Source organism: Pseudidiomarina insulisalsae, assembly GCF_003987065.1.
GTDB lineage: Bacteria > Pseudomonadota > Gammaproteobacteria > Enterobacterales > Alteromonadaceae > Pseudidiomarina > Pseudidiomarina insulisalsae.
In genome coordinates, this window is record NZ_PIPY01000005.1 from 45,865 (window position 1) to 67,896 (window position 22,032).

Annotated in this window: 12 protein-coding genes; 9 read left to right on the plus strand and 3 right to left on the minus strand. The window is 53.1% G+C overall.

From position 1 onward, the window contains the following. Nucleotides 1-182: 182 nt before the first annotated feature. From acs to CWI71_RS05530, 4 genes are all read left to right on the plus strand, one after another. Nucleotides 183-2,126, plus strand: a complete 1,944-nt coding sequence (acs, locus tag CWI71_RS05515) for an acetate--CoA ligase (protein ID WP_126754278.1) — start codon at nt 183-185, stop codon at nt 2,124-2,126. 5 nt (nt 2,127-2,131) lie between these two features. Continuing rightward, nucleotides 2,132-2,782, plus strand: coding sequence for a response regulator (locus CWI71_RS05520; RefSeq protein WP_126754279.1), 651 nt, complete (start codon nt 2,132-2,134; stop codon nt 2,780-2,782). 110 nt (nt 2,783-2,892) lie between these two features. Next, nucleotides 2,893-7,119, plus strand: a complete 4,227-nt coding sequence (locus tag CWI71_RS05525; protein WP_126754280.1) for a S8 family serine peptidase — start codon at nt 2,893-2,895, stop codon at nt 7,117-7,119. 19 nt (nt 7,120-7,138) lie between these two features. Next, complete coding sequence (locus CWI71_RS05530) at nt 7,139-7,582, plus strand: hypothetical protein (RefSeq protein WP_126754281.1); 444 nt, start codon at nt 7,139-7,141, stop codon at nt 7,580-7,582. Here the strand turns inward: CWI71_RS05530 and CWI71_RS05535 are convergent. Then, on the minus strand, nt 7,571-11,059 hold the full coding sequence (locus CWI71_RS05535; protein ID WP_126754282.1) for a hybrid sensor histidine kinase/response regulator: 3,489 nt from the start codon (nt 11,057-11,059) through the stop codon (nt 7,571-7,573). The two genes, CWI71_RS05530 and CWI71_RS05535, sit on opposite strands and share 12 nt — an antisense overlap. Nucleotides 11,060-11,243: 184 nt before the next feature. On the opposite strand from CWI71_RS05535, the gene CWI71_RS05540 reads away from it, so the two are divergent. The 4 genes from CWI71_RS05540 to CWI71_RS05555 all read left to right on the plus strand — a co-directional run bounded on the left by CWI71_RS05540 (nt 11,244) and on the right by CWI71_RS05555 (nt 15,913). Further along, complete coding sequence (locus CWI71_RS05540; protein ID WP_126754283.1) at nt 11,244-11,510, plus strand: DUF4212 domain-containing protein; 267 nt, start codon at nt 11,244-11,246, stop codon at nt 11,508-11,510. 11 nt (nt 11,511-11,521) lie between these two features. Further along, the gene (locus CWI71_RS05545) at nt 11,522-13,237 is read left to right on the plus strand and encodes a sodium:solute symporter family protein (protein WP_126754284.1); all 1,716 of its coding nucleotides are present in this window, start codon (nt 11,522-11,524) and stop codon (nt 13,235-13,237) included. Between the two features lie 148 nt (nt 13,238-13,385). Beyond that, nucleotides 13,386-15,284, plus strand: coding sequence for a DUF294 nucleotidyltransferase-like domain-containing protein (locus tag CWI71_RS05550; RefSeq protein ID WP_126754285.1), 1,899 nt, complete (start codon nt 13,386-13,388; stop codon nt 15,282-15,284). Next, nucleotides 15,284-15,913 (plus strand): 3'-5' exonuclease, encoded by a 630-nt coding sequence (locus CWI71_RS05555; RefSeq protein WP_126754286.1) that lies wholly within the window; start codon nt 15,284-15,286, stop codon nt 15,911-15,913. The genes CWI71_RS05550 and CWI71_RS05555 overlap by 1 nt, the downstream gene beginning before the upstream one ends. 170 nt (nt 15,914-16,083) lie before the next feature. On the opposite strand, the gene CWI71_RS05560 is transcribed toward CWI71_RS05555, so the two are convergent. Continuing rightward, the gene (locus CWI71_RS05560) at nt 16,084-16,434 is read right to left on the minus strand and encodes a LytR/AlgR family response regulator transcription factor (protein WP_126754287.1); all 351 of its coding nucleotides are present in this window, start codon (nt 16,432-16,434) and stop codon (nt 16,084-16,086) included. Nucleotides 16,435-16,665: 231 nt separating this feature from the next. Here CWI71_RS05560 and CWI71_RS05565 point away from each other — a divergent pair, with 231 nt between their 5' ends. Beyond that, on the plus strand, nt 16,666-18,648 hold the full coding sequence (locus CWI71_RS05565) for a S9 family peptidase (protein ID WP_126754288.1): 1,983 nt from the start codon (nt 16,666-16,668) through the stop codon (nt 18,646-18,648). Between the two features lie 65 nt (nt 18,649-18,713). Here CWI71_RS05565 and CWI71_RS05570 read toward each other — a convergent pair whose 3' ends face one another. Continuing rightward, nucleotides 18,714-21,599 carry a TonB-dependent receptor domain-containing protein gene (locus CWI71_RS05570; protein ID WP_198678736.1) on the minus strand — a complete coding sequence of 962 codons (2,886 nt, stop codon included), beginning with the start codon at nt 21,597-21,599 and terminating at the stop codon, nt 18,714-18,716. Nucleotides 21,600-22,032: the final 433 nt, after the last annotated feature.

Below are 22,032 nucleotides of genomic sequence, written 5' to 3' on the forward strand. Positions count from 1 at the left end.
CCTAAATGCCAGAAGGTAGGTAAAATCAAAAGCGTTGTTGGTTATTGGATAGTGGTTATTGGGGGGTACTTCAACCACTATCCAATAACTAATATCCAGTAACTAATATCCAGTAACTAATATCCAGTAACTAATATCCAGTAACTAATATCCAATATCGCATTAGCAGTTCCGGAGGTTTTATGCAGCATAATGTTTACCCAGTACCGGCGGAAGTCAAAAGCCGCGCGCATATTGATAACGATGACTACCAGAAAATGTATCAGCAGAGTGTGGACGATCCGGAAAGCTTCTGGCGCGAGCAGGGGCAACGTATCAGCTGGTTTAGTCCATACTCGAGAGTGAAGAACACCAGCTTTCAACCGGGCGATATCAGTATTAAGTGGTTTGAAGATGGTACGTTGAATGCGTGCTACAACTGTGTTGACCGGCATTTGGCTGAGCGTGGTGACAAGACGGCGATCATCTGGGAAGGCGATGACCCGTCGGTGAGCGAGGAGATTAGCTATCAGCAGCTGCATGCTGAGGTATCCCGTTTTGCCAATGGTCTGAAGAAGCTTGGTGTTGAGAAGGGCGATCGCGTGGCAATTTATATGCCAATGGTGCCTGAAGCTGCTTATGCGATGTTGGCCTGTGCCCGCATTGGTGCGGTACATACGGTTATTTTCGGCGGCTTCTCGCCCAATGCGATTGCCGATCGGGTCAACGACTGTGGTGTTAAAGTGGTGATTACCGCTGATGAAGGCCGTCGTGGCGGCAAGACTACTGCGTTGAAAGCCAATGTGGATGAAGCGCTGAAAGACGACCGTTGCCCGACGGTAGAGCACGTAGTGGTGGCGAAGGTCACTCATGGCGATGTAGCGTTTGATGACAGCCGCGATGTCTGGTGGGATCAACTGATTAAAGATGTACCAACCGAATGCCAGCCGGAAGTGATGAATGCTGAAGACCCGCTGTTTATTCTCTATACCTCAGGCTCGACGGGTAAACCGAAGGGCGTGCTGCATACCACTGGTGGTTATATGGTGTGGGCGTCGATGACACACGAGTATGTGTTTGATTACCACGAAGAAGATATTTACTGGTGCGCGGCCGATGTGGGCTGGATTACCGGGCACTCGTACATTGTTTATGGCCCGCTGGCTAACGGCGCGACCACGCTCGTGTTTGAAGGTTTGCCCACTTATCCGGGCGTGGGTCGTATTGGTGAGGTGATTGACAAGCATGGCGTGAACATTCTTTATACCGCGCCAACAGCGATTCGCGCGCTTATGGCCAAAGGCACGGCAGCAGCCGAGACCAGCACCCGCGAGTCGTTGCGTATTCTGGGTTCGGTCGGTGAGCCAATTAATCCGGAAGCCTGGGAGTGGTATTACAATGTGCTCGGTGACGGTCGCTGCCCTATTGTGGACACCTGGTGGCAAACCGAGACCGGCGGCATCATGATTACTCCGCTGCCGGGTGCGACTGATTTGAAACCAGGCTCAGCGACGCGACCGTTTTTCGGCGTCCAACCGGCGCTGGTGAATGCCGACGGTGAAGAGCTTGACGGCGCTGTCGACGGCAATCTGGTGATTAAAGATTCCTGGCCGGGTCAATCGCGTACCCTATGGGGCGACCATGAGCGCTTTGAGCAGACTTACTTCTCCGCTTATAAGAACTTATATTTCTCAGGCGATGGCGCGCGTCGTGACGAAGACGGCTATTACTGGATCACCGGCCGCGTCGATGACGTGCTGAATGTTTCCGGGCACCGTTTGGGCACCGCTGAGATTGAAAGCGTGCTGGTCGAGCACCCGGCGGTATCTGAAGCGGCGGTAGTCGGTTACCCGCATGATCTGAAAGGTCAGGGTATTTATGTTTACCTGATTGCGATGTCAGGCACTGAAATTACTGATGAACTGACCAAAGAGGTTCGTGAATGGGTACGCAAAGAGCTTAGCCCCATTGCTACCCCTGACTTTATTCACTGGGCGCCGGACTTACCGAAAACCCGCTCGGGAAAAATTATGCGTCGTATTTTGCGCAAAATTGCGGCCAATGAATTTGAAAACCTGGGTGACACCTCTACGCTCGCCGATCCGGGTGTGGTAGATTCGCTGATAGAGAATCGACTGAACAAATAGCACCCATGGCTAAATTCCTTATCGCTGATGATCACCCGTTATTTCGCGAGGCGCTGCAAGGCGCCCTCGCGAATCACTATGCCAATTTGCAACTCAGAGAAGCGGGCGATCTGGAAGCGACACTCAGCGCGCTCAATGACGATGACGACGTCGACTTGTTGTTACTTGATCTGCACATGCCAGGTAGCGGTGACTTGTATGGCCTGATCCGCATTCGGGAGGACTTTCCGTTGTTACCGGTCGCGGTTATCTCGGGTTCGGAAGACGCTGCGGTGGTGGCAAAGTGCATCGGTTTTGGCGCTTTGGGCTTTATTCCTAAGTCATTGTCTTCGGGCAACATTGCCGAAGCCATCGACGCCATTATGCAAGGGGATACCTGGGTGCCGGAACAGGTACGCGGTCGTCTTGATAGTGTCAGCGCCGAAGATCAGGAGCTGGCGCGTAAAGTGGCTGATTTAACCCCGCAACAATATCGTGTGCTTTACCTGTTGCACGAAGGTCTGCTGAACAAACAAATTGCCTATCAGCTAAATATTACCGAAGCGACGGTCAAAGCCCATATTACGGCCATTTTTCGTAAACTTGGCGTGTACAGCCGCACGCAGGCGGTGTTATTGGCCGAACGATTGCAATTAGAAGCCCCGGTAAATTCCTAAATGTAAAATTTTGTAACATTCTTAACACAGAAAGGCTACCTTCTCTTTATCTCTTCGTGCTAAGTTTAAAAAAACGATAATTATAAAAACCACACAGCAGGAAGGATAAAATGGCAACCCAAACCACTGTTTTACGCCCCGCGGCTCTCGCCGTGGCGGTCGTGTCAGCTCTGGTGGGTACTGCAGCCGTAGCACAACAGGTACAGCAGCAACCCACGCAAAGCCCGCAATTAATTACCCAGCATCAACTGGATAAGCGCGATAAGAGTGCCACCAAGATGGTACGTGACTATGCCGTCACGCGCTTTATCGTGGAGCTTGAAGATCCTGCTGCTGCAGTTTACAAAGGCGGCCTGGCCGGCTTCGCACCCACCAGCCCGAAAGCAACAGGGGCGGCGCAGTTACAACTGAATTCGACACCGGTGACCAGCTATCAGCAGCATTTGTTAGGCAAACAGAACGAGGTGGCGCGTGGCTTACGTGCTAGGGTCGGCAACCTTGAGGTAAAACACCACCTGACGCTGACCTTCAACGGTCTGGTTGTTGAAGTTCCGGAGCAAGTCAGCGATGAAGCTGCGCTACGCGCACACCTTGCACAAGTGCCTGGCGTGAAACGCGTGTACGAAGACAAGAAGTACTACGCCAACACGGCCACCTCGATGGATCTGATTAACGCACCGGCGGTCTGGAGCGCGTTGGGTGGACAAGCGCAGGCTGGTCGTGATGTTAAAATCGCGATTATCGACAGCGGGATCGATCCAGAACATCCCATGTTTGCTGACAATGGCCATCCTACCGTTCCACGCCCGTCTAAAGCTGATTATTGCACTACCAATATAAGTTTCTGTAACGACAAGATTATTGTCGCGCGCTGGTATGAGCCCCAGGGGGAGGTAGACGCTAAAGAAACTGAAAGTCCGTTAGACATTAATGGCCATGGTACCCATGTTGCTGGTATAGCCTCAGGTAATCCCGCCACAGTAACTTTTGACGGTGCTAGCTTGAACCTAACAGGTGTTGCGCCGGGTGCTCACTTGATGGTTTATAAAGCACTTTTTGATGGTCCTCAAGATAGTCCTGCTTCGGGAAGCTCATCGCAGCTACTTCCCGCGCTTGAAGATGCTGTAGCGGACGGAGCTGATGTGATTAATAACTCATGGGGCAGTGGTCCGGGTGGAGATCCCGCTGACAGTCCCTATCGGGATGCCTTTGCAGCTGCTAGAGAGGCCGGTGTATTAACGGTTACAGCTGCTGGGAATGCGGGTCCGGGCGATCGCACCATCGCTTGTCCAGGTTGTATTGAGGATGGCTTGACGGTCTCTAGCAGTCAGCACGGCGGTGACGTAAAATCTATTATAGAAACAGGTGCTTTCAGTGAAATTTACGCGAAGCCTGGCTCTGGTAATTTTACCATTAATGAACCTATTACAGCGTTGCTGGCATTGGCTGCAAATAGCGGCGACAATCTCGCCTGCTCGAGTTTTGCCAGTGGCACTTTCAACCAGCAAATTGTGGTGGTTCAGCGCGGTAGCTGTAACTTCAGTACTAAAGCCAATAATATTCAGGCGGCCGGCGGGTTGGCGATGATTGTTTATAACAACGAGCCAGGTATCGTTAGAATGAGCATGGGCGAGGCAACTTTACCTTCGGTATCCATCACCCAGCCGGACGGTCAGGCAATCATAGCTGACTGGCAGAATGGTGACACGGCTACTATCAATATACCGCAGCGGTATGTAACCGATAATCTGGCCGATACCATGTCTGATTTTAGCGGCCGTGGCCCTAATGGTAACTCGACCTTTCTGAAACCTGATCTAACTGCACCAGGCAGTGACATTATTGCGCCCTATCTAAATTCTTCTTATGTTGAGTTAGATGGCACGTCGATGGCATCACCGCATGTTGCCGGTGCCGCTGCGCTGGTGCTAGATACACGGCCGAACCTTACTGCTGAACAATTGAAGTCAATTCTTATGACCTCCAGTGACAGCGGTTTACGAGATGATGATCTTATTTCAGCGACCACGCCTTTTGATCGCGGGGCCGGACGATTGAATCTTGAAGCCGCGCAAGCGACCCAAGTGGTGGTGGATACGCCGTCGTTAGCCAATAACGCCTGTTCACTGGGCTGCGACTTTACCCGCAACTTTACCAATATTGGTAATGCTGCGGTAAGTTTTAGCATTGAAACCAGTTTCAATGATCCGAATATCTCTGCAGTCGTAGATCAGGGCCTGTTGGCGCTCAACGCCGGTGAAAGCGGTAGCCTGACCTTCTCAATCGACACTCGGTTTGCCGCCGAAGGCTGGCATTTCGGTGAGGTGCTGTTAACCAGTTCACCACATCCGACCCTTCGTTTACCGGTCGCGGTGTATGCCAGTTCATCGGACAATGAAGCGATTGTAACTGCCGCGCACACTTCAGGTGAAGTTGCCATCGATGCGCCAATTGGCGTGCAGGCCAAAGGTGCACTTGGTAGTGGTGAGACGCCGGTGACCTTAAGCGTTACCTTACCTGATGGTGCGATACTTGATGAGAGCTCAGTAATTGTCGATGAGACGCTGTCGCAACGTACCAGTCTGACTATCAGTGCCGGTGAAATTGTCTGGCAAGGCAGTCAAAATGACGAGCCTGATATTCAGGAAATAGGCTTAAGAAACGGACTTTTTTTTGCAGGAAAAACAGTAGCGCAACTCACGGGTAACCAAATTGATAACCCTGTGTGCACTGAATATTGTGATGATGAGGTATTCTCATTACCAATCGAGAACTTAGGAGGGATTTATCTTGATGGAGTGCAGTATAACAATTTAGTGATTTCAGCCAACGGTATTATCGGTGCAGGTAGTATCGGAAATGATTTTGCTGACAGTGCTTCAAATCAAGCGATTCCTGATGAAAGTCCTCCCAATGCTTTCTGGGCTCCATTTTGGTCAGATCTCGAAATTGGTTTAGATGCTGGCGGCGGCCAGCTTAATATTGCTGCTGTTAAGGTAAATGATACAAACTGGCTCGCGATTGAGTTCGAAAACGTCCGCGAATATGATGACGACTCAGGTGATCGCTACACCTTTTCGCTCTGGGCTGAATTAGGCACCGACAACGTTTACTTTAACTACATTGACCTGCCAGCAGGTGCGCCAGCCAACCTGACCATTGGTGCGGAAGCGGCAGCCGATGCGCTAGGCGTGATTGGTGCACAGTACTATTTTGATGGTCTTGGTACCTATCCGGCAAATGCTGATGTGTTACTGGCGCAGGTCGAGCGCGGTGCGCGTGCCTCGGTGGTGATTGACTTCACCATGCAGGTCGACACTATTGCCGATGCACCGGACCGCGTAGTCACCACCGGCCGCGACGAACCGGCGACCATCGACCTCAGCACGGCATTTGCCGAAGCAGGTCGTGACCTGCTGACGCTTGTGAATGTCAGCGACGCTAACCGCTCGTATGACGCAGTATTACCGCAGGTGATCGAAGCGGACGGCGCGGTACTTGCTGAGATTGTTAGCGAACCCGGCAATGGTACGGTGGTGGTAACTTCAAATAATAATCTGACCTATACCCCGGCGAGTGGTTTTGTCGGTGACGACAGCTTTACTTATCGCGGCGTCGATAGCGCCGGACAGATGACCACGGTGGGGACGGTGGAAATTAGTGTCATCAATAACCCTCCTCAGGCGGTTGTTGAAGAGGTGGAGGGCCCGCAGGAAGCCGATACCACGTTGGAGCTTGATGCCAGCGGCAGCAGTGATCCGGATGGCGATACATTAAGCTTCAGCTGGACTCAGGTGTCGGGCACCAGTGCCGCCATCGCTGATGCGGATCAGGCTATTGCCAGCATTGTTGTACCTGCGGTGGATAGCACAGAAACCGCTGTATTCGAGGTAACGGTCTCGGATGGTACGGACAGTGATACAGCTCAGGTTCAGGTCATTTTTCAGGGACCCAACCGGGCACCAAACGCTTCCGCCAACAGCGCGCTGCGTCGCGTGCCCAGCGGCCAGGCGGTGACTTTAAGCGGCTCAAGTAGTGGCGATCCTGACGGCGACGTGCTGTCGTACAACTGGGAACAGGTGTCAGGCCCGGCGGTTGAGTTATCCAGCCCGGAAGGCGAAACCACTCAGTTCAATGCGCCGAGCGTAAGTACCGAGCAGGACCTGGTGTTCCGCCTGACCGTCAGCGACGGTGAGCTGTCCGACACTGATGAGGTAACTATTACCGTGTATCCTCGTGAAGAAGATGCCGGTGAGGAGTCATCGGGTAGTTTCGGTGCCTGGTTAGCCTTGTTAGGATTACCACTGATATGGCTGCGTCGTCGGACGCAGCGTTAAGCGAAAAGGGAGTAACGCGATGAAACTAGCTTTATCAGCAGTAGCGGTTATGTTGTTGTTGGGCTGTGGCGGTCCGCAACAACCCGCCGCCGACGAGCAACAGCAGGTGACCACGCCAGATGAAACGGTCGCTAATCCGGAGCTGGTGGATAACCGCGCTAAACTGGCTGAATTGGATCAGCAGATCCGCTCGATGGTCGGTATGGCATACGCCGAGAACATTGAGCAGTGCCGGTTGGCGGAAGTTGGCCACCGTCCCTGTGGCGGCCCGCAGTATTACATGGCGTACTCAACCGCCACTGTCGATGAAGCGGTATTGCAGGAGCTCATTAACGAGCACCTGCAGTTACAAATCGCCTATCAGCGTGATCACGACATTGTCGGCACCTGTGAAGTGATTCCACGTCCGGCGGTGACCTTACAGGGCGGTCGCTGCGTGGCAGTTAGTGCCTCAGACCGCTAATTTTTGCAGGTGGCGCAACAGTGCTTTCAGCTGCGCCGGTTTTACCGGCTTGGCAATAAACAGCAACTGTTGCTCACGCGCCAGTAAACGTACCTGGTCATCGCGCATGGCGGTGACCAGGGCTCCTTTTAACTCTTCTCCCCAATAACCTCGCAAGGCTTTCACCAAGCTTAAGCCGTCATGCTCATCATCACCCAACTGATAGTCCAGCAACACGCCATCGGGCGCCTCATGTGTACTGGCATATTGTAATGCCGTGGCACTGCTGGTGAAGGTCTCAACAGTACAGCCCCATTTTTCCAGCAGGGCGCGCAGAGCGCTGAGATTTTCCTGATCGTCATCCACGCACACCAGCGTCAGTTGCTCATTAGGCATACTGGTATCGTGGGCGGACGATGGCAGTTCGACCTGGTCCGCGGCGCCGCGCGGCACCGTGACCATAAAACAGCTGCCTTTGCCTTCCTCACTGGTGAGTTTAAGCTCACAGTGCAGCTGTTCACTCATACGCTTGGCGACGCTCAGCCCCAGCCCGACGCCTTCAACACGGGTGTTCTGGCCGCGATAAAAGGCATCAAAAATCCGATGGCGCTGCTGTGTAGTAATGCCCGGGCCGGTATCCCAGACCGCAATCTGGAACGCATCGCCGCGTGGTCGCACGCTCAGCAGAACCTTGCCCTGAACCCGATTGTACTTAACCGCATTGGAGAGAAAGTTCTGAATAATGCGGCGCAAGTACGTCGGGTCGGTGTAAATCACGGCTTCACGCCAGTGACTACGCAACTGAATCTCACGCTGCTGGGCGAGAACCTGATATTCGTTGAGCAGCGGCTGCAAAATACTGCTCAGCTTCACATGGCGAAAGCTTGGCTGCAGCGCGCCCTGGTCCATTTTGGCAATTTGCAGCAGGGTACTGAGCAGATGTTCGGTCGACGTCAACGCGGTATCGAGCTTCGCGCTCAACTGCTGATTGTGCGGTGTCAGTGTGCTTTCATCGAGCGCCGACAAATACAGCCGCGCAGCGTTCAGAGGCTGCAGTATGTCGTGGCTGGCCAGGGCGAGAAAACGCGTTTTTGAAGCATTGGCCTGCTCGGCTTCTTGTTTGGCTTGTTTAAGCTCGACTTCAACTTTACGCCGCCGATCGATCTCTTCAGTTAATTCATTATTAATTTCGCGAATTTTGCGTTGCCGCAGGTGAACGCGCTGCTCCAGATCAATGTTGGCCTCTTCCAGTGCCTGGGCGGTTTCCACGTGTTCGGTGATATCGGTAAAGCTGGTGACAAAGCCGCCATTAGGCAGCGGGTTGCCGACCATTTCAATCACCCGGCCGTCACCGCGACGGCGGATGAAGCGATGCGGTGAGCCCATTTGCATGTAATTTAAACGTTTATTGACCAGCTCATCGATTTCACCAGGGCCGCATTCGCCGCGCTCGGCGTTGTAGCGGATAAGGGTGGCAATGGGTTGGCCGGGCTTGACCATGCCGTCGGGATAGTCAAACAGATCAAGGTAGCGCTTGTTCCACGCCACCAGGCGTAATTCGGCATCGACCACACTGATGCCCTGCGCCAGGTTCTCGAGCGAACTGAATAAAATGGACTGCTGGGTTTGCAGCGCCTGAGTGGTGTCGTCAAAAAAGTGTACGACCTCTTCCAGGTGCAAACGGCGATCGCGTAGCGCTGCTTCAATTAACGAGCGGGCGGTGGCGGCACCGAGTACCCCGGTTAAGGCGCGCTCGACGTAATCGATAAACTCGCGGCTGGCGACATCATCTTTGTTGCTATCGTCAAGCATGGCCTGTTGTGCGTCATTGAAATAGGCCAGTAACTGGCGGGTGCGCTGCTCGCCGACGAAGGTTTTCAGCAACAGCAACATGTCGCCGTTGGTGGCCTGATGATGGCGGCCGATGGTGTGCTCCTGCACCGCCGTGCGCGGTTTAACAAAAGCCATGGCCTGAATGCGATCAACCAGGCGCGCCTGGGCCAGCAATGAGAAGACAATATAGGCGGCGCTGTTTAATAACAGGCTTATCACCGTGCCCTGAGTAATAATGCTGGTTTCGCTGCTCTCGTGGGGTAAATACATGGGCAGCGCCACGCTGAACAGCCATGCCAGCAGACCTGCACCTAAGCCGATATAGACGCCGCGGGCGTGGCCCCGCCGCCAGTACAAGCCGCCGATAATGGCAGGTAGCAATTGCAGCACCACTGAGAATGCCAGCAAACCGATACTGACCAGGCCGGTGTTGGCGGCCCACAGGTAATAGCACAAATAAGCCAGCAGCAGGATCAGCGCGATAGCGACGCGGCGAATAAACAACAGCCGGCCCTGAAACGAGCGCACTTCGGTTTGCCCTGCGCCAGCGCTACGACTGAAGGTGAACGACTGGCCGCGCTGTAAAATGAGCGGCATGATGACATCGTTGGTGATCATGGTGCTAAGCGTTACCGAGGCGATAATAACCATGGCAGTCGCGGCCGAGAAACCACCGATAAAAATAACCACCGCTAACCAGGTTTGCTGTTGCAGCAAGGGTAACTGCAGGGCAAAGGTCGAGCCGTCAACGCCACTGCCCAGGACCAGATTTCCCGCCAGTGCAATGGGCACGATCGCCGCTGCAACCAGCATGAGGTACAGCGGAAAACCCCAGCGCGCGGTTTTCAGATGGCCCACATTGACGTTGTCGACCACGGTGACGTGAAATTGGCGTGGCAGGCATAAGATGACGCCTGCAGCCATGAGCGTCTGCACAATAAAGTCAAACTCACTGAGCGCCTGCCATGACCACTGCGTGCTCTGGGGCTGACGTAGCTGCTGCCACATGGTTATCGGCGACACGTCGCTAAATACCGACCAGGCAAACCACGCAGCGGCGAGTAACGCGACAAGTTTGACCAGCGACTCAAAGGCAATCGCCAGAATCATGCCGTTACGGTACTCGGTCACCTCAATGTGGCGGGTACCAAAGAGCATGGCGAATACCGCCATCAGTGCCGCCGCGGCCAGTTCGTTAATCGAGAACTGGGTCAGCGCGGTGGTGTTCTCGGTAAGTACCATGAACGTCATACCCACCGCTTTTAACTGCAACGCAATATACGGAATAGTGGCGAGCGCGGCGATGAGTGTGACAAAGAGTGCCAGGCGCTGGCGCTTGCCGTAACGGCTGGCAATAAAGTCGGCGATGGAGGTGATGTTTTGCTGTTTGCTGACCGAGACCAGCTTCTCAACCAGCGGTAAGCCGAACAAAAATAACAAAATCGGGCCCAGCAGTATGGGCAGATAAGCCCAGCCAAAGCTGGCGGCATTGCCCACCGCGCCGTAATAGGTCCACGATGTGCAGTAAATTGCCAGCGACATGCTATAAACACTAGGACGGTAACTCAGACGGTTGGCCCAGCTGCCGGGCTTATCGCCCCAGTGGGCGACGGCGAACAGTGATGCCACATAGGCAAGGGCAGCGACAATTAGCAGTAAGGTCATGGGACTTGGGCTTCCGGCGTTTTCTGACACTGCTGACAGTAGCCCGAGCTGCGGGCAAGGGTCAAGCACGACCATGGTCGTAAGGTGTTCGACCAATGTCGTATTTCTTGGTGGCAGATTGCCGACTAGATTGCTAAATGCATGAAGCAAGAATAACAATTAACAGAACAACCTGGAGGGCGTTATGGCTTTCAAGAGTGAAGAACTCGCTAAAGCCTACTGGCGCGAGAATATCGGACTGGTATTAAAGCTACTGGCAGTCTGGTTTATCGTGTCGTATGGGTTCGGCATTATCCTGGTCGACTGGCTTAATCAGTTTACCTTTTTCGGCTTTAAACTGGGCTTCTGGTTTGCCCAGCAAGGGTCAATTATCACTTTCGTCATTCTTATTTTCATTTACGTGAAACGCATGGCGGCGCTTGATAATAAATACGAAGTTCACGAAGACTAAGGGGCCGACATATGGATATTCAAACGCTCACATTTATTATTGTCGGTCTGACGTTCGCGCTTTATATTGCCATTGCTATCTGGTCGCGTGCGGGCTCCACCAACGATTTCTACGTTGCCAGCGGTGGCGTGCATCCGGTGATGAACGGTATGGCTACGGCCGCCGACTGGATGTCAGCTGCGTCGTTTATTTCGATGGCCGGTATTATCGCCTTTGCCGGTTATGACGGCAGTGTCTATCTGATGGGCTGGACCGGCGGCTATGTGTTACTGGCGCTGTGTCTGGCACCTTACCTGCGTAAGTTCGGTAAGTTTACCGTGCCCGACTTTATTGGCGATCGTTACTACTCGCAAACGGCCCGTACCATTGCCGTTATCTGTGCCATTTTGATTAGCTTTACCTACATTGCCGGTCAGATGCGTGGGGTTGGCGTGGTGTTCTCGCGCTTTTTAGAAGTCGAAATCGCCACCGGTGTCTTCATCGGCGCGGTGATTGTTTTCTTCTATACCGTGCTTGGCGGTATGAAAGGCATTACCTATACCCAGGTGGCGCAGTACTGCGTACTGGCATTTGCTTATCTGGTACCGGCGATTTTCATTTCAATGTACATGACCGGGCATATTTTGCCGCAAACCGGATTTGGCGCGACCATTGCCGAGGGTGTGGCAGGCGAGGGCAACTATCTGCTGCAACGGCTGGATGGCTTGTCTGAAGAGCTGGGGCTGGCCGCCTACACTGAGGGCGTGCGTAACAAGATTGACGTGTTTGCCATTACGTGCGCGCTGATGGTGGGTACTGCCGGACTGCCGCATGTTATTGTGCGCTTTTTCACTGTACCGAAAGTTCATGACGCGCGTCGTTCAGCGGGTTGGGCATTGCTGTTCATTTCAGTGGTGTATTTAACCGCACCGTCGATTGCCGCTTTTGCCAAAGTGAACCTGATCAATACGGTCAATGGCCCTGAGCTGACCGGGGTGAAGTATGAGCAGGCGCCGGATTGGATCAAAAACTGGCAGAAAACCAATTTGATTCAGTGGGAAGACAAAAATAACGATGGCCGTATGTTCTATTCCGGCGACGAACGTAACGAAATGACCGTTGACCGCGATATTATGGTGCTCGCCAATCCGGAAATTGCCGATTTGCCGGCCTGGGTGGTCGCGTTGGTGGCAGCCGGTGGCGTTGCTGCGGCACTTTCCACCTCGGCGGGCTTGCTGCTGGTGATTTCAACGTCGGTGTCCCATGACTTATTGAAGCGGACGTTCGCGCCGAATATTACCGACCGACAAGAGCTGAAATGGGCAAGGATTGCGGCCGCCGCCGCCGTCGCGTTGTCGACCTGGTTTGGTATTAATCCGCCCGGCTTTGTTGCGCAGGTGGTCGCCTTTGCCTTCGGGCTTGCCGCGGCGAGTTTCTTCCCGGCTATCATCATGGGTATTTTCTACAAGCGCATGAACAGTACGGGCGCGATTGCCGGCATGGTAGTTGGTATTGTGTTTACCCTGGCGTACATTATTTACTTCAAGTTTGTAAATCCGGCGGCCAATGTCGAGGCGAACTGGCTATTTGGCATCTCGCCTGAGGGCATTGGTACCCTGGGTATGCTGATTAACTTTGTGGTGGCCTATGTGGTTCACAAGCTAACCGGTGACGCGCCACAGGATACGCAAGATCTGGTCGAGTCGATTCGTTATCCGAAAGGAGCGGGCGGCGCGGTCAGTCATTAAGTTTAACGCCCGGCCCCGCCGGGCTTTTTATATTCGTGGTTCGAAATTCGCGCGCTACGCTTTTCGTGCGGTCGTTGCACTCCCTTCTCGACGAATAACGAAAAGCGTAGCACTCGAGAAGCCAAGCGCACGAATAACGGGAGGCTTTATGCAGCCGGATTTTAGTGAACTGAATCGCTTTTTATTAGACTGCCCGCCCTTTGACTTGCTTAGCGACGACAAGCGGCAATGGGTCGCTGCCCAGGTCAAAGCTGTTTACCTTAACGAACATAATGTCGATGAGCTTTTCAAAAACTACAGCCCGGCGCTTTACATTGTGCGCTCGGGCGCTTTTGACTTACTGGCTCCCGATGGCGACCTCATCGAACGCCTCGAATCGCACGATCTCTTCGGTTTCCCGTCACTGTTAAGCGGCCGCGACGTTGTCAATAAACTGAGCGTGGTCGAAGACGGCATCGTTTACATCATCAGCGCCGAAGTCTTCGACCACCTACGCCAACACGCACGCCCCTTTGAGCGTTACTTTATCCACGCCCACGAGCAACGCCTGCTTTCCCGCCCGGGGCAGACCTCCCCCAATTTTGCCGCTAAAAAAGCAGGGGCAGCCCCTGCTGGCGTGGAGGGGTTGGGGGACGGGGCGTCGTTGCAGCGGCTGGTGGGTGAGGTGGTGGCGCGTCAGGCGGTTTGGCTGTCAAGTACGGCGACGATTCAGCAGGCGGCGCAGCGCATGCGTGATGAGAAGATATCGTCGTTGCTGGTGGTGGATGACGGCCGGCTGGTGGGCATTTTAACGGACCGCGATTTACGTAACCGGGTGGTCGCTCAGGGGTTAGATCCGTCGCTTCATGTGAATGCGGTGATGACGCAGGCGCCCGCTACAATTGCCGCAAAGCAGAGTCTGCTTGATGCCTTGACGCTGATGACGCAGCACAATATTCACCATATACCGGTGGTTGATGAGAACGACCAACCAGTGGGTATGCTGACCCTTTCGGATTTGATCCGGCAGCAGAAAAGTGAGCCGGTGATGCTTATCAGCGCACTCAACCGGGCAAAAACGCGCGACGAGTTGGTGCATGAGGCGCGTCAAATTCCCGAGTACATACACAGCTTTGCGCAGCGGGTGAATCATGCGGCGGCGGTGGGACGGCTGCTGGCCAGCCTGACCGATACTATGACCCGCAAACTGATTGATTTATATGAGCAAAATCACGGCGTTGCGCCGGCAGCGTACGTGTGGCTGGCGTTTGGTTCGCAAGGGCGGGAGGACCAGACGCTCAGTTCCGATCAGGACAACGGCCTGTTACTGGCTAATGACCTGAATGAAAAGCAGCTGCAATGGTTTGCCGGTCTGGGTGAGTTCGTGTGCGAAGGCCTGGCGGCATGTGGCATCCCCAAGTGTCCGGGCAATATTATGGCCTCGAACCCTGATTGTCGTCGCACCCGCGCCGGCTGGCTGGAGCGTTTTCGCAGCTGGACTGAGGCGCCCACACCTAAGGCGTTAATGTACTGCCAGATCTTCTTTGACAGCCGCAATGTGCGTGGCAACAAGCGCCTGTACCAGGCTTATCGGGAGGATGTGGCCAAGCTCGGCCGCTCGGAGATTTTTCTTGGCAATCTGGCGCGCTTGCAGGCGAATGTGCAGGTGCCGCTGGGCTTATTTAATCGCTTTCGCGGCACCGAGTCAGGGAAAGACAGCGATCTGATTGACATCAAACGTTACGGTCTGGCGCTGATTAATGACATTGTGCGGCTCTATAGTTTACACGCAGGTCTGACTGAGCCGCGCACACTGACGCGGCTGGCGCTATTAAGTAACAGTCAGCTGCTGTCAAAAAGTGATAATCAGGCCCTGGCAGAAGCCTGGCAGTTTTTCACGCAGTTACGGTTGCAGCACCAATTGGCCGTCTGGGGTACCGAGCGGCCGAAAAATGCGCTGGATCCTGACCAGCTGAGCACTTTGTCACGCCGGCAACTGAAATCTGCCTTTCGTATTATCAAAGATTGTCAGCAAGGGGTCAGTCTGAAGTTCGGGCGGATCGGTTGATGGGCTGGTGGCAGCAGTTGCAGCATTTCTGGCAGCGGCGTCAGCATCTGAATCGCGGCTGGCGTGACCATCGTTATATTGCACTTGATGTCGAAACCAGTGGACTGGATGCCAGGCGCGACCAGGTGCTTGCTATTGGCTGGATTGAAGTGACGCCGCCAGTGATGGATTTTCAGCATGGTCAGTACTTTGTCACCCAAAGCGCGCCTGAGCTTAAACAGTCACCGGTGGTACATGGACTGGTGCGGCGCGACTTTGCCAGCGCTGAAGCGCCAGAAGCAGCATTGCGGGCTCTGGCTGAGGTATTAGAGGGAGCGGTTTTGGTGTGTCATCATGTGCAGTTTGACTGGCAGTTTCTGCAACGCTTCGCGCGCCAATACAAGGTCAGGTTACGGCCGCTGGCAAAATTCGACACTCTTACCTTTGAAGCCCGCCGTCTGCGCCTACAGCAGCATCACATTGCCCGCGGCTCGCTCACCTTAAAGGCCTGTCGCAGTCGCTTTGGTTTGCCTGACTATCAGGCGCACCATGCGTTTTCCGATGCCATCGCTTGTGGTGAGCTGTTTTTGGCGCAGGCGTATCAATATGCCGGACGCACGAATGCGCCGTTAAAAGAGTTGCTGAAATAAAAAACCGCTCCTTAACCAAGGAGCGGTGAAAACGGAAGGACGGTTAAAACCTGTTATCGGGATCCAGGGAGAAGCGATAACTTCGTTCTAACCGACGTCCAGACTACTTCAATTGTGCGCTGTGTAATTCAATTTGTGATGAATGTGACGCATTCAGCCATGAATGCGTTCTAACTGGCCGCGCCGAGTCCCAGACTTTGAAACAAATTGCGGCGGTAGGCATCACCAATACGGATCTCCTGACCGTTCTTCAATTCGACCAGCGAATATCGGCCAAGTTCACTGCTGATTTCATGTAACTGCTCAATATTTACAATCGCTGAACGGTGTACCCGGACAAAGAGCTCAGAATCAAGGCGCTCGGCCAGCGAACTCAAGGTTTCGCGGTGCAAAATCATGCCCTCCTGCAAATGAATCTCAACGTAATTCGCGGCACCTTTAATCCAGATAATGTCTTCCACGGCAATGAAGCGAATACGCCCGATGGACTTTACCGGAATAAAATTCACTGAAGTTGTCATAACCCACCTCGTTTTAGTTTTACTCTGCTCAGTTGCGGTGGAAAAACTATGGCAAGGCTCTGCTACAAACTCTACTTAAGCCTTCTTAAAGGTTCTTAAAGAGCCTTAAAAACCAAACAAAACAGTACGTTATGTATTTCAAAAGAATAAAAATCTTTCCCTTTTTTAAGAAAAACTTCTATGGTTAACAGGTCGATTTAGCAACGGATACCACATAATCAGGAGAATCTTATGGTGATTTCCCGTGTTAGCAGCGCCATGCTGCTTGGTCTGGGCTGCCTGCTGGCCGCACCGACTCAGGCACTGGCAGTGCAGGAAACAATGGCGACTCCAACGGTAGATGCCGATGTCCGCACGCTTAATAATGGCAATTTGGTACTGGATAATATTCCGCCCATTCCCGCCCGCATTGGCGAGCAATTGAACCGTTTTCAGAACGTGCGCTCGGCTTCTTTTCGCAACTTTACCGCTGATGGTGACGCTATTTATATCAGCACCCGGTTTGGCGATGTGGCACAAATACACAAAGTCAGCGAAGCAGGGGGTTATCGCCAGCAACTGACGTTTTTTGATGAGCCGGTCGGTGGTCTGGCGCGCAAGCCAGAAAGTAATACCATGATTTTCAGTATGGATGCCGGCGGTAATGAGTTTAGCCAGCTGTTCCTGCTTGACCCGGACTCAGGTGACTACCACATGATCAGTGACGGCGAGTCGCGAAACGGTGCTGTGGTGTGGAGTCAGGACGGTGCGAAGATTGCTTATCAAAGTACCCGTCGTGATGGCCGCTCCAACGATATCTGGGTGATGGACCCGCAGCAGCCGGAGCAGGCGCAACTGGCGCTGGCTGCCCCTGATGGCAGTTGGTGGGGACCGGTGGACTGGCATCCTGATGGCGACACCTTGCTGGTGGTACAGTACACCAGCATTACCGATGTCAAAATTCATCAGCTCGATTTACAAGAGGGTGAACTTACTCTGCTTGAAGGCAGTGATGTTGGCAGTAATGCCAACTTCCCGCTGGGCTATCGTAAAGACGGCAAAGGTTATTTCTTTACCACCGATCAATTTTCTGACTTTACCCAGTTAGCGTTTCGCAACACTGACACCGGTGAAGTAAGGGTGATCACCAAAGACATTAACTGGAACGTCGATAATTTTGCCCTCAGTGATGACGGTAAACAGGCGGCATTTACCATTAATGAAGAAGGGATGAGTCAGCTGTACCGCCTGGATCCGATGAGCTTTAAGGTAACCCGGGTCAAAGGGCTGCCCATTGGTGTGGTCGGTGGTTTAACTTTTAACCCGGCCGGAGATCAGCTGGCGCTTAGCATCAACACGCCCAAATCACCTACCGATGTGTACTTACTGGATAGTGAGAACAGCCTCAAGCGCTGGACCTTCAGTGAAGTGGGCGGGCTGAATACGGACAACTTTGTTGAACCTGAGCTGGTGCGTTTTAGCAGCTTCGATGGCCTGGAAGTTCCCGCTTTCGTCTATAAACCTAAAAGCGAAGGGCCGCACCCGGTGATTATTTCTATTCATGGTGGGCCAGAGTCGCAGTACCGCCCTTATTTCAGTAGTACCGTGCAATTATGGTTACAGGAGCTGGGCGCCGCGGTGATTGCGCCTAATGTACGTGGCTCTGCCGGATACGGTAAAGAGTATGTCAGCCTCGATAATGGTTTTAATCGCGAAGATTCGGTCAAAGATATTGGTGCCTTGCTGGACTGGATAGCGACGCAACCTGATCTTGATGCTGATCGGGTCGCGGTCATCGGCGGCAGTTATGGTGGTTATATGGTGCTGGCCAGCGCGGTACACTACAGTGATCGTTTGCAAGCGGCCGTTGATATTGTCGGTATTTCAAATTTTGTGACCTTCCTGACCAATACTGAAAGCTATCGCCGTGATTTGCGCCGCGCGGAATACGGTGATGAGCGCGACCCTGAAATGCGCGCTCACTTAGAAGCGATTAGCCCAAGTAACCAGGTGGACAAAATTGATGTGCCGATGTTTGTGGTGCAGGGCGAGAATGATCCACGCGTCCCAGTGACTGAAGCGGAACAGATTGTCGCTGCCCTGAAAGCTAAAAATAAACCGGTTTGGTACATGAACGCCCTTAACGAGGGACACGGTTACCGCAAAAAAGAGAACCGCGATATTTATGAGCAGGCCACGGTACTATTTTTTGAGCAGCACTTGCTGCCCGAGTAACACCTGCCTGGAAAATAAAAAGCCCCGAACCACCGTTCGGGGCTTTCTTTTTTTACGCTAAGGGCTTAGAACTTGTATTCGAAGCCAGCGAAGAAATACCGACCCAGGGCATCGTAGAACGATGGGAAGGTATTACCATTGTCACCACGACGGTTAGCAACCAGTGGCGCGTCGTTATCAAATACATTGTTGACGCCGACATTGATACGACCGCCTTCGAACATCAGGAACTGCGCAGTCAGATCAACGTAATTTTCCGCGCTGAGATCCTGCTCGCCAAGGACATCTTCAACGCCGCCCTGATAACGCCAGTTGGCTGAGAAAGTGACCTCCCACGGCGTGACCCAGGTCGAACGCAGGTTGTGCTGCCATTCCGGATTCGGTGCGCCGCAGCTTGAGCCCCACTTGCCGGCACACTCGATCAGTTCAGAGCCTGGCTGTGGTAGCTCATCAAAGTTCATGAAATAGCTGCCGACCAGGTTAAACTTCAGGCGTCCGAGATCGTCCATCCGTACCTGGTAGTTCGAGTTGATATCGATACCGGTTCGACGTAAATAACCGATGTTGACGTTGGTAGCCAGAATATAACCTTCGGAACCTTGCCACAGCGAGCCGTTCTGGTTGCGGTTGATCAGGCTGCAGTAGGTGTTATCACCACTAGTCAAACACTGATTAAGCGAGTAAATAGGGTCAACCAGGCCTACGGCATCTTCGACGTCAATATCGTAATAGTCGACCGATACGTCAAAGTCATTGTCCCAGTGCGGACGCCAGACAAAACCAAGCGACTTGGTTTCTGATGTTTCCGGTGCAAGCTGCGGATTGCCGCCTTGCATGTAGTTGTACTGGCCTGCCGGATTGTCAAAAATCTGACCGTATTGTTCTTCCGTCACACCGGTACGCGCGCATTCTTCAAAGCTGGCTGAGGGGTTTGCACCGGCGCATGGGTCTTCTTCCATGTCAAACAGGTTCAGACCCTGCGGTCGGAATAGCTCACGAATGTTGGCATGACGCATCGCGCTTTGAAAGCTGGCGCGAATTTTAAAGCTGTCGGTGACGTCCCAGCCAAGCGCCAGCTTATAAGTATCGGTGGTCTGTCCGGTGGAGTAGTCCGAATAACGATAACCCAGGTCAAGCACCATGCTATCGGCAAAGGCGGTATCGGCAACCAGCGGTAATTGCACCTCTGTGTAAATTTCATCAACACTGAGATCACCATTCACTGGCACGCTCGGGCCACCCTGACCGGCACCATCGCCGCTTTGGAACGCCGAGTCAGGCTGATAGCGCAACGCTTCGCTACGGTGTGTGTAGCCGAATAATACGGAAGGCCCCATGTATGCCCATGGTGACTTAAATTCGCTCATGCTCAGATCACCGACGGTGTAAGCATTGAACTCACGCAGCTGAGTTTCGCCTTTGGCGTAAAGTGGTAGGGTCAGGTAGGCCAGTTGTTCGTCGGTAATACCGTTGGGCTGGAACACATTCCACGGCACACAAGATGGATCGAGCCCCTCAAGGGCTGAACGACAGACGGCCTCGCCGGTTTGTGGATCTTCAACAATATCGAGCGCCCGACGAATGGCGGTATTACTCAAATCGTTCTGGTAAACCTCGGTATAGGCGACATCGCCGGCGTTGAAAGAGAGATCGTAGGTCCAGTCACGACTGATCTCACCCCGTACACCTGCGACAATGCGATGTGAAATATGTTGTAAGTCGGCGTAGCGCGGTCCGCCTTCAACGTTACGCTTGGCGAAGGTAGCGGTGTAACTGTCGTCAGGACCATAGCCACGGTCAGTGCACATGGCCTGATACTGAGCTTCGGACAATAACGGATTCGAGCAGTTAAAATTAACATCAAGGAAGAATGAACCTGACTGGGCAATCTGCGCCAAACTGTGGTCTTTCATATAACCCACTTCAGCAAAAAACTCTGCGTGTTCATTAACGTAGTATTTAGCAAAGCCGCCTAAAGTGGTGCGCGTATCAGGCCGCTGAAAATAGTTGAGTGGGGCGTAATTGTAGACGCGGCCGTCGTAGGGGATAAAGTCGCCGCCGTCGTGCACATAGGCGTCGCTACCGACCAACCATAATCCGTCAGGAATGGTGGCTGATCCCGAGCAGCTCCAATCGCCCGGGGTACCAGCGAGCGCACAGGCACTGCTGGTGCGATTGTTCTGGGTAATCCCCTGAATATCACGGTAGGTGGCGTAAACGGTCACGTTGCCGTTGCCATCGGTAGAGTTGGCGCCCATGATTAGCGAGTAATCATTCATGTGGCCGTCGGTCACATTACTCTCTGGTAGCGGAAAACCCGCGTCTTTATTGGCTTGCGCGGCAGCGCTGTTGTTATTGTTGTTGTGCTGATAAAAGCTGTTCTGATAGCCGAACTTCACGCCTTCAAATTCGTCTTCCATGATGAAGTTCACCACGCCGGCAATCGCGTCAGAGCCATAGGTGGCTGAGGCGCCACCGGTCAGAAGTTCAACATTTTTGACCAGTGCCGCGGGAATCTGATTTAAGTCGGCCGCGACACCCGCCTGTACCGGCGACCCCATGACCATGCGGCGGCCATTGATAAGCGTCAAAGTTCGAAATGAACCTAAGCCGCGCAGTGACACTGTGGCGGTGCCGGTGGCTCCATTGGTATCGGTCGAGGCCTGGCCGGGAAATACCTGCGGTAAGTCGTTGACCAGATCTTCGGTACGAACCGTGCCCGAGAAATCAAATTCTTCAGCAGTGACCTGCGATACCGGGCTTGAGCTGACCACGTTGGTCGACTGCGGAATACGTGAACCGGTGACCTGAACACGTTCTTGCGCGGGCGCTTCGGCTGTCGCTTCAGCGTCGCTACTGTCCTGCGCTGCAGCTACGGCCGGCCACGCACTTAACAGCGCGACAGCTAAGGCTGCCTGCACTGAATGTGCAAGGTAAGATTTTTGCATCATTGCATAACTCCCTAGATAGTTTGTTGTAAGTTGCCTTGCGTTAGCAAAGCCACAGGCAAACTAGGGCGTTATGAACTGAGCCGGAAAGTTAAGTGATAAAGCGTGCGTTTGAAGGGAATAACGCTCCGCCTTTGTGTAATGGGTTTATTCTGAGCAAGCTTTCGTTGTTCTTTTTGGGTTGATGTTCTGTTTTTTATTTGTTGCTGGAGTCGGCTTTGGTAATTTTTTCTATAGTAGAAAGAGCAAAAAACGCAATGAATGCTCATTTTTTAGCTGTTTGCGTGTTGCCGAATAGGAGTTTTTTGATTAGTATCGGGCTAAGACAAGCTATAAAACGTTTAGTTCATCACGTTTTTTGGCCAGTCTGTAACTAGCATTTAGTCGATCTATTTGCCTGTTCTAACTAGTTATCACTATTAAAGTGATCCAGGGA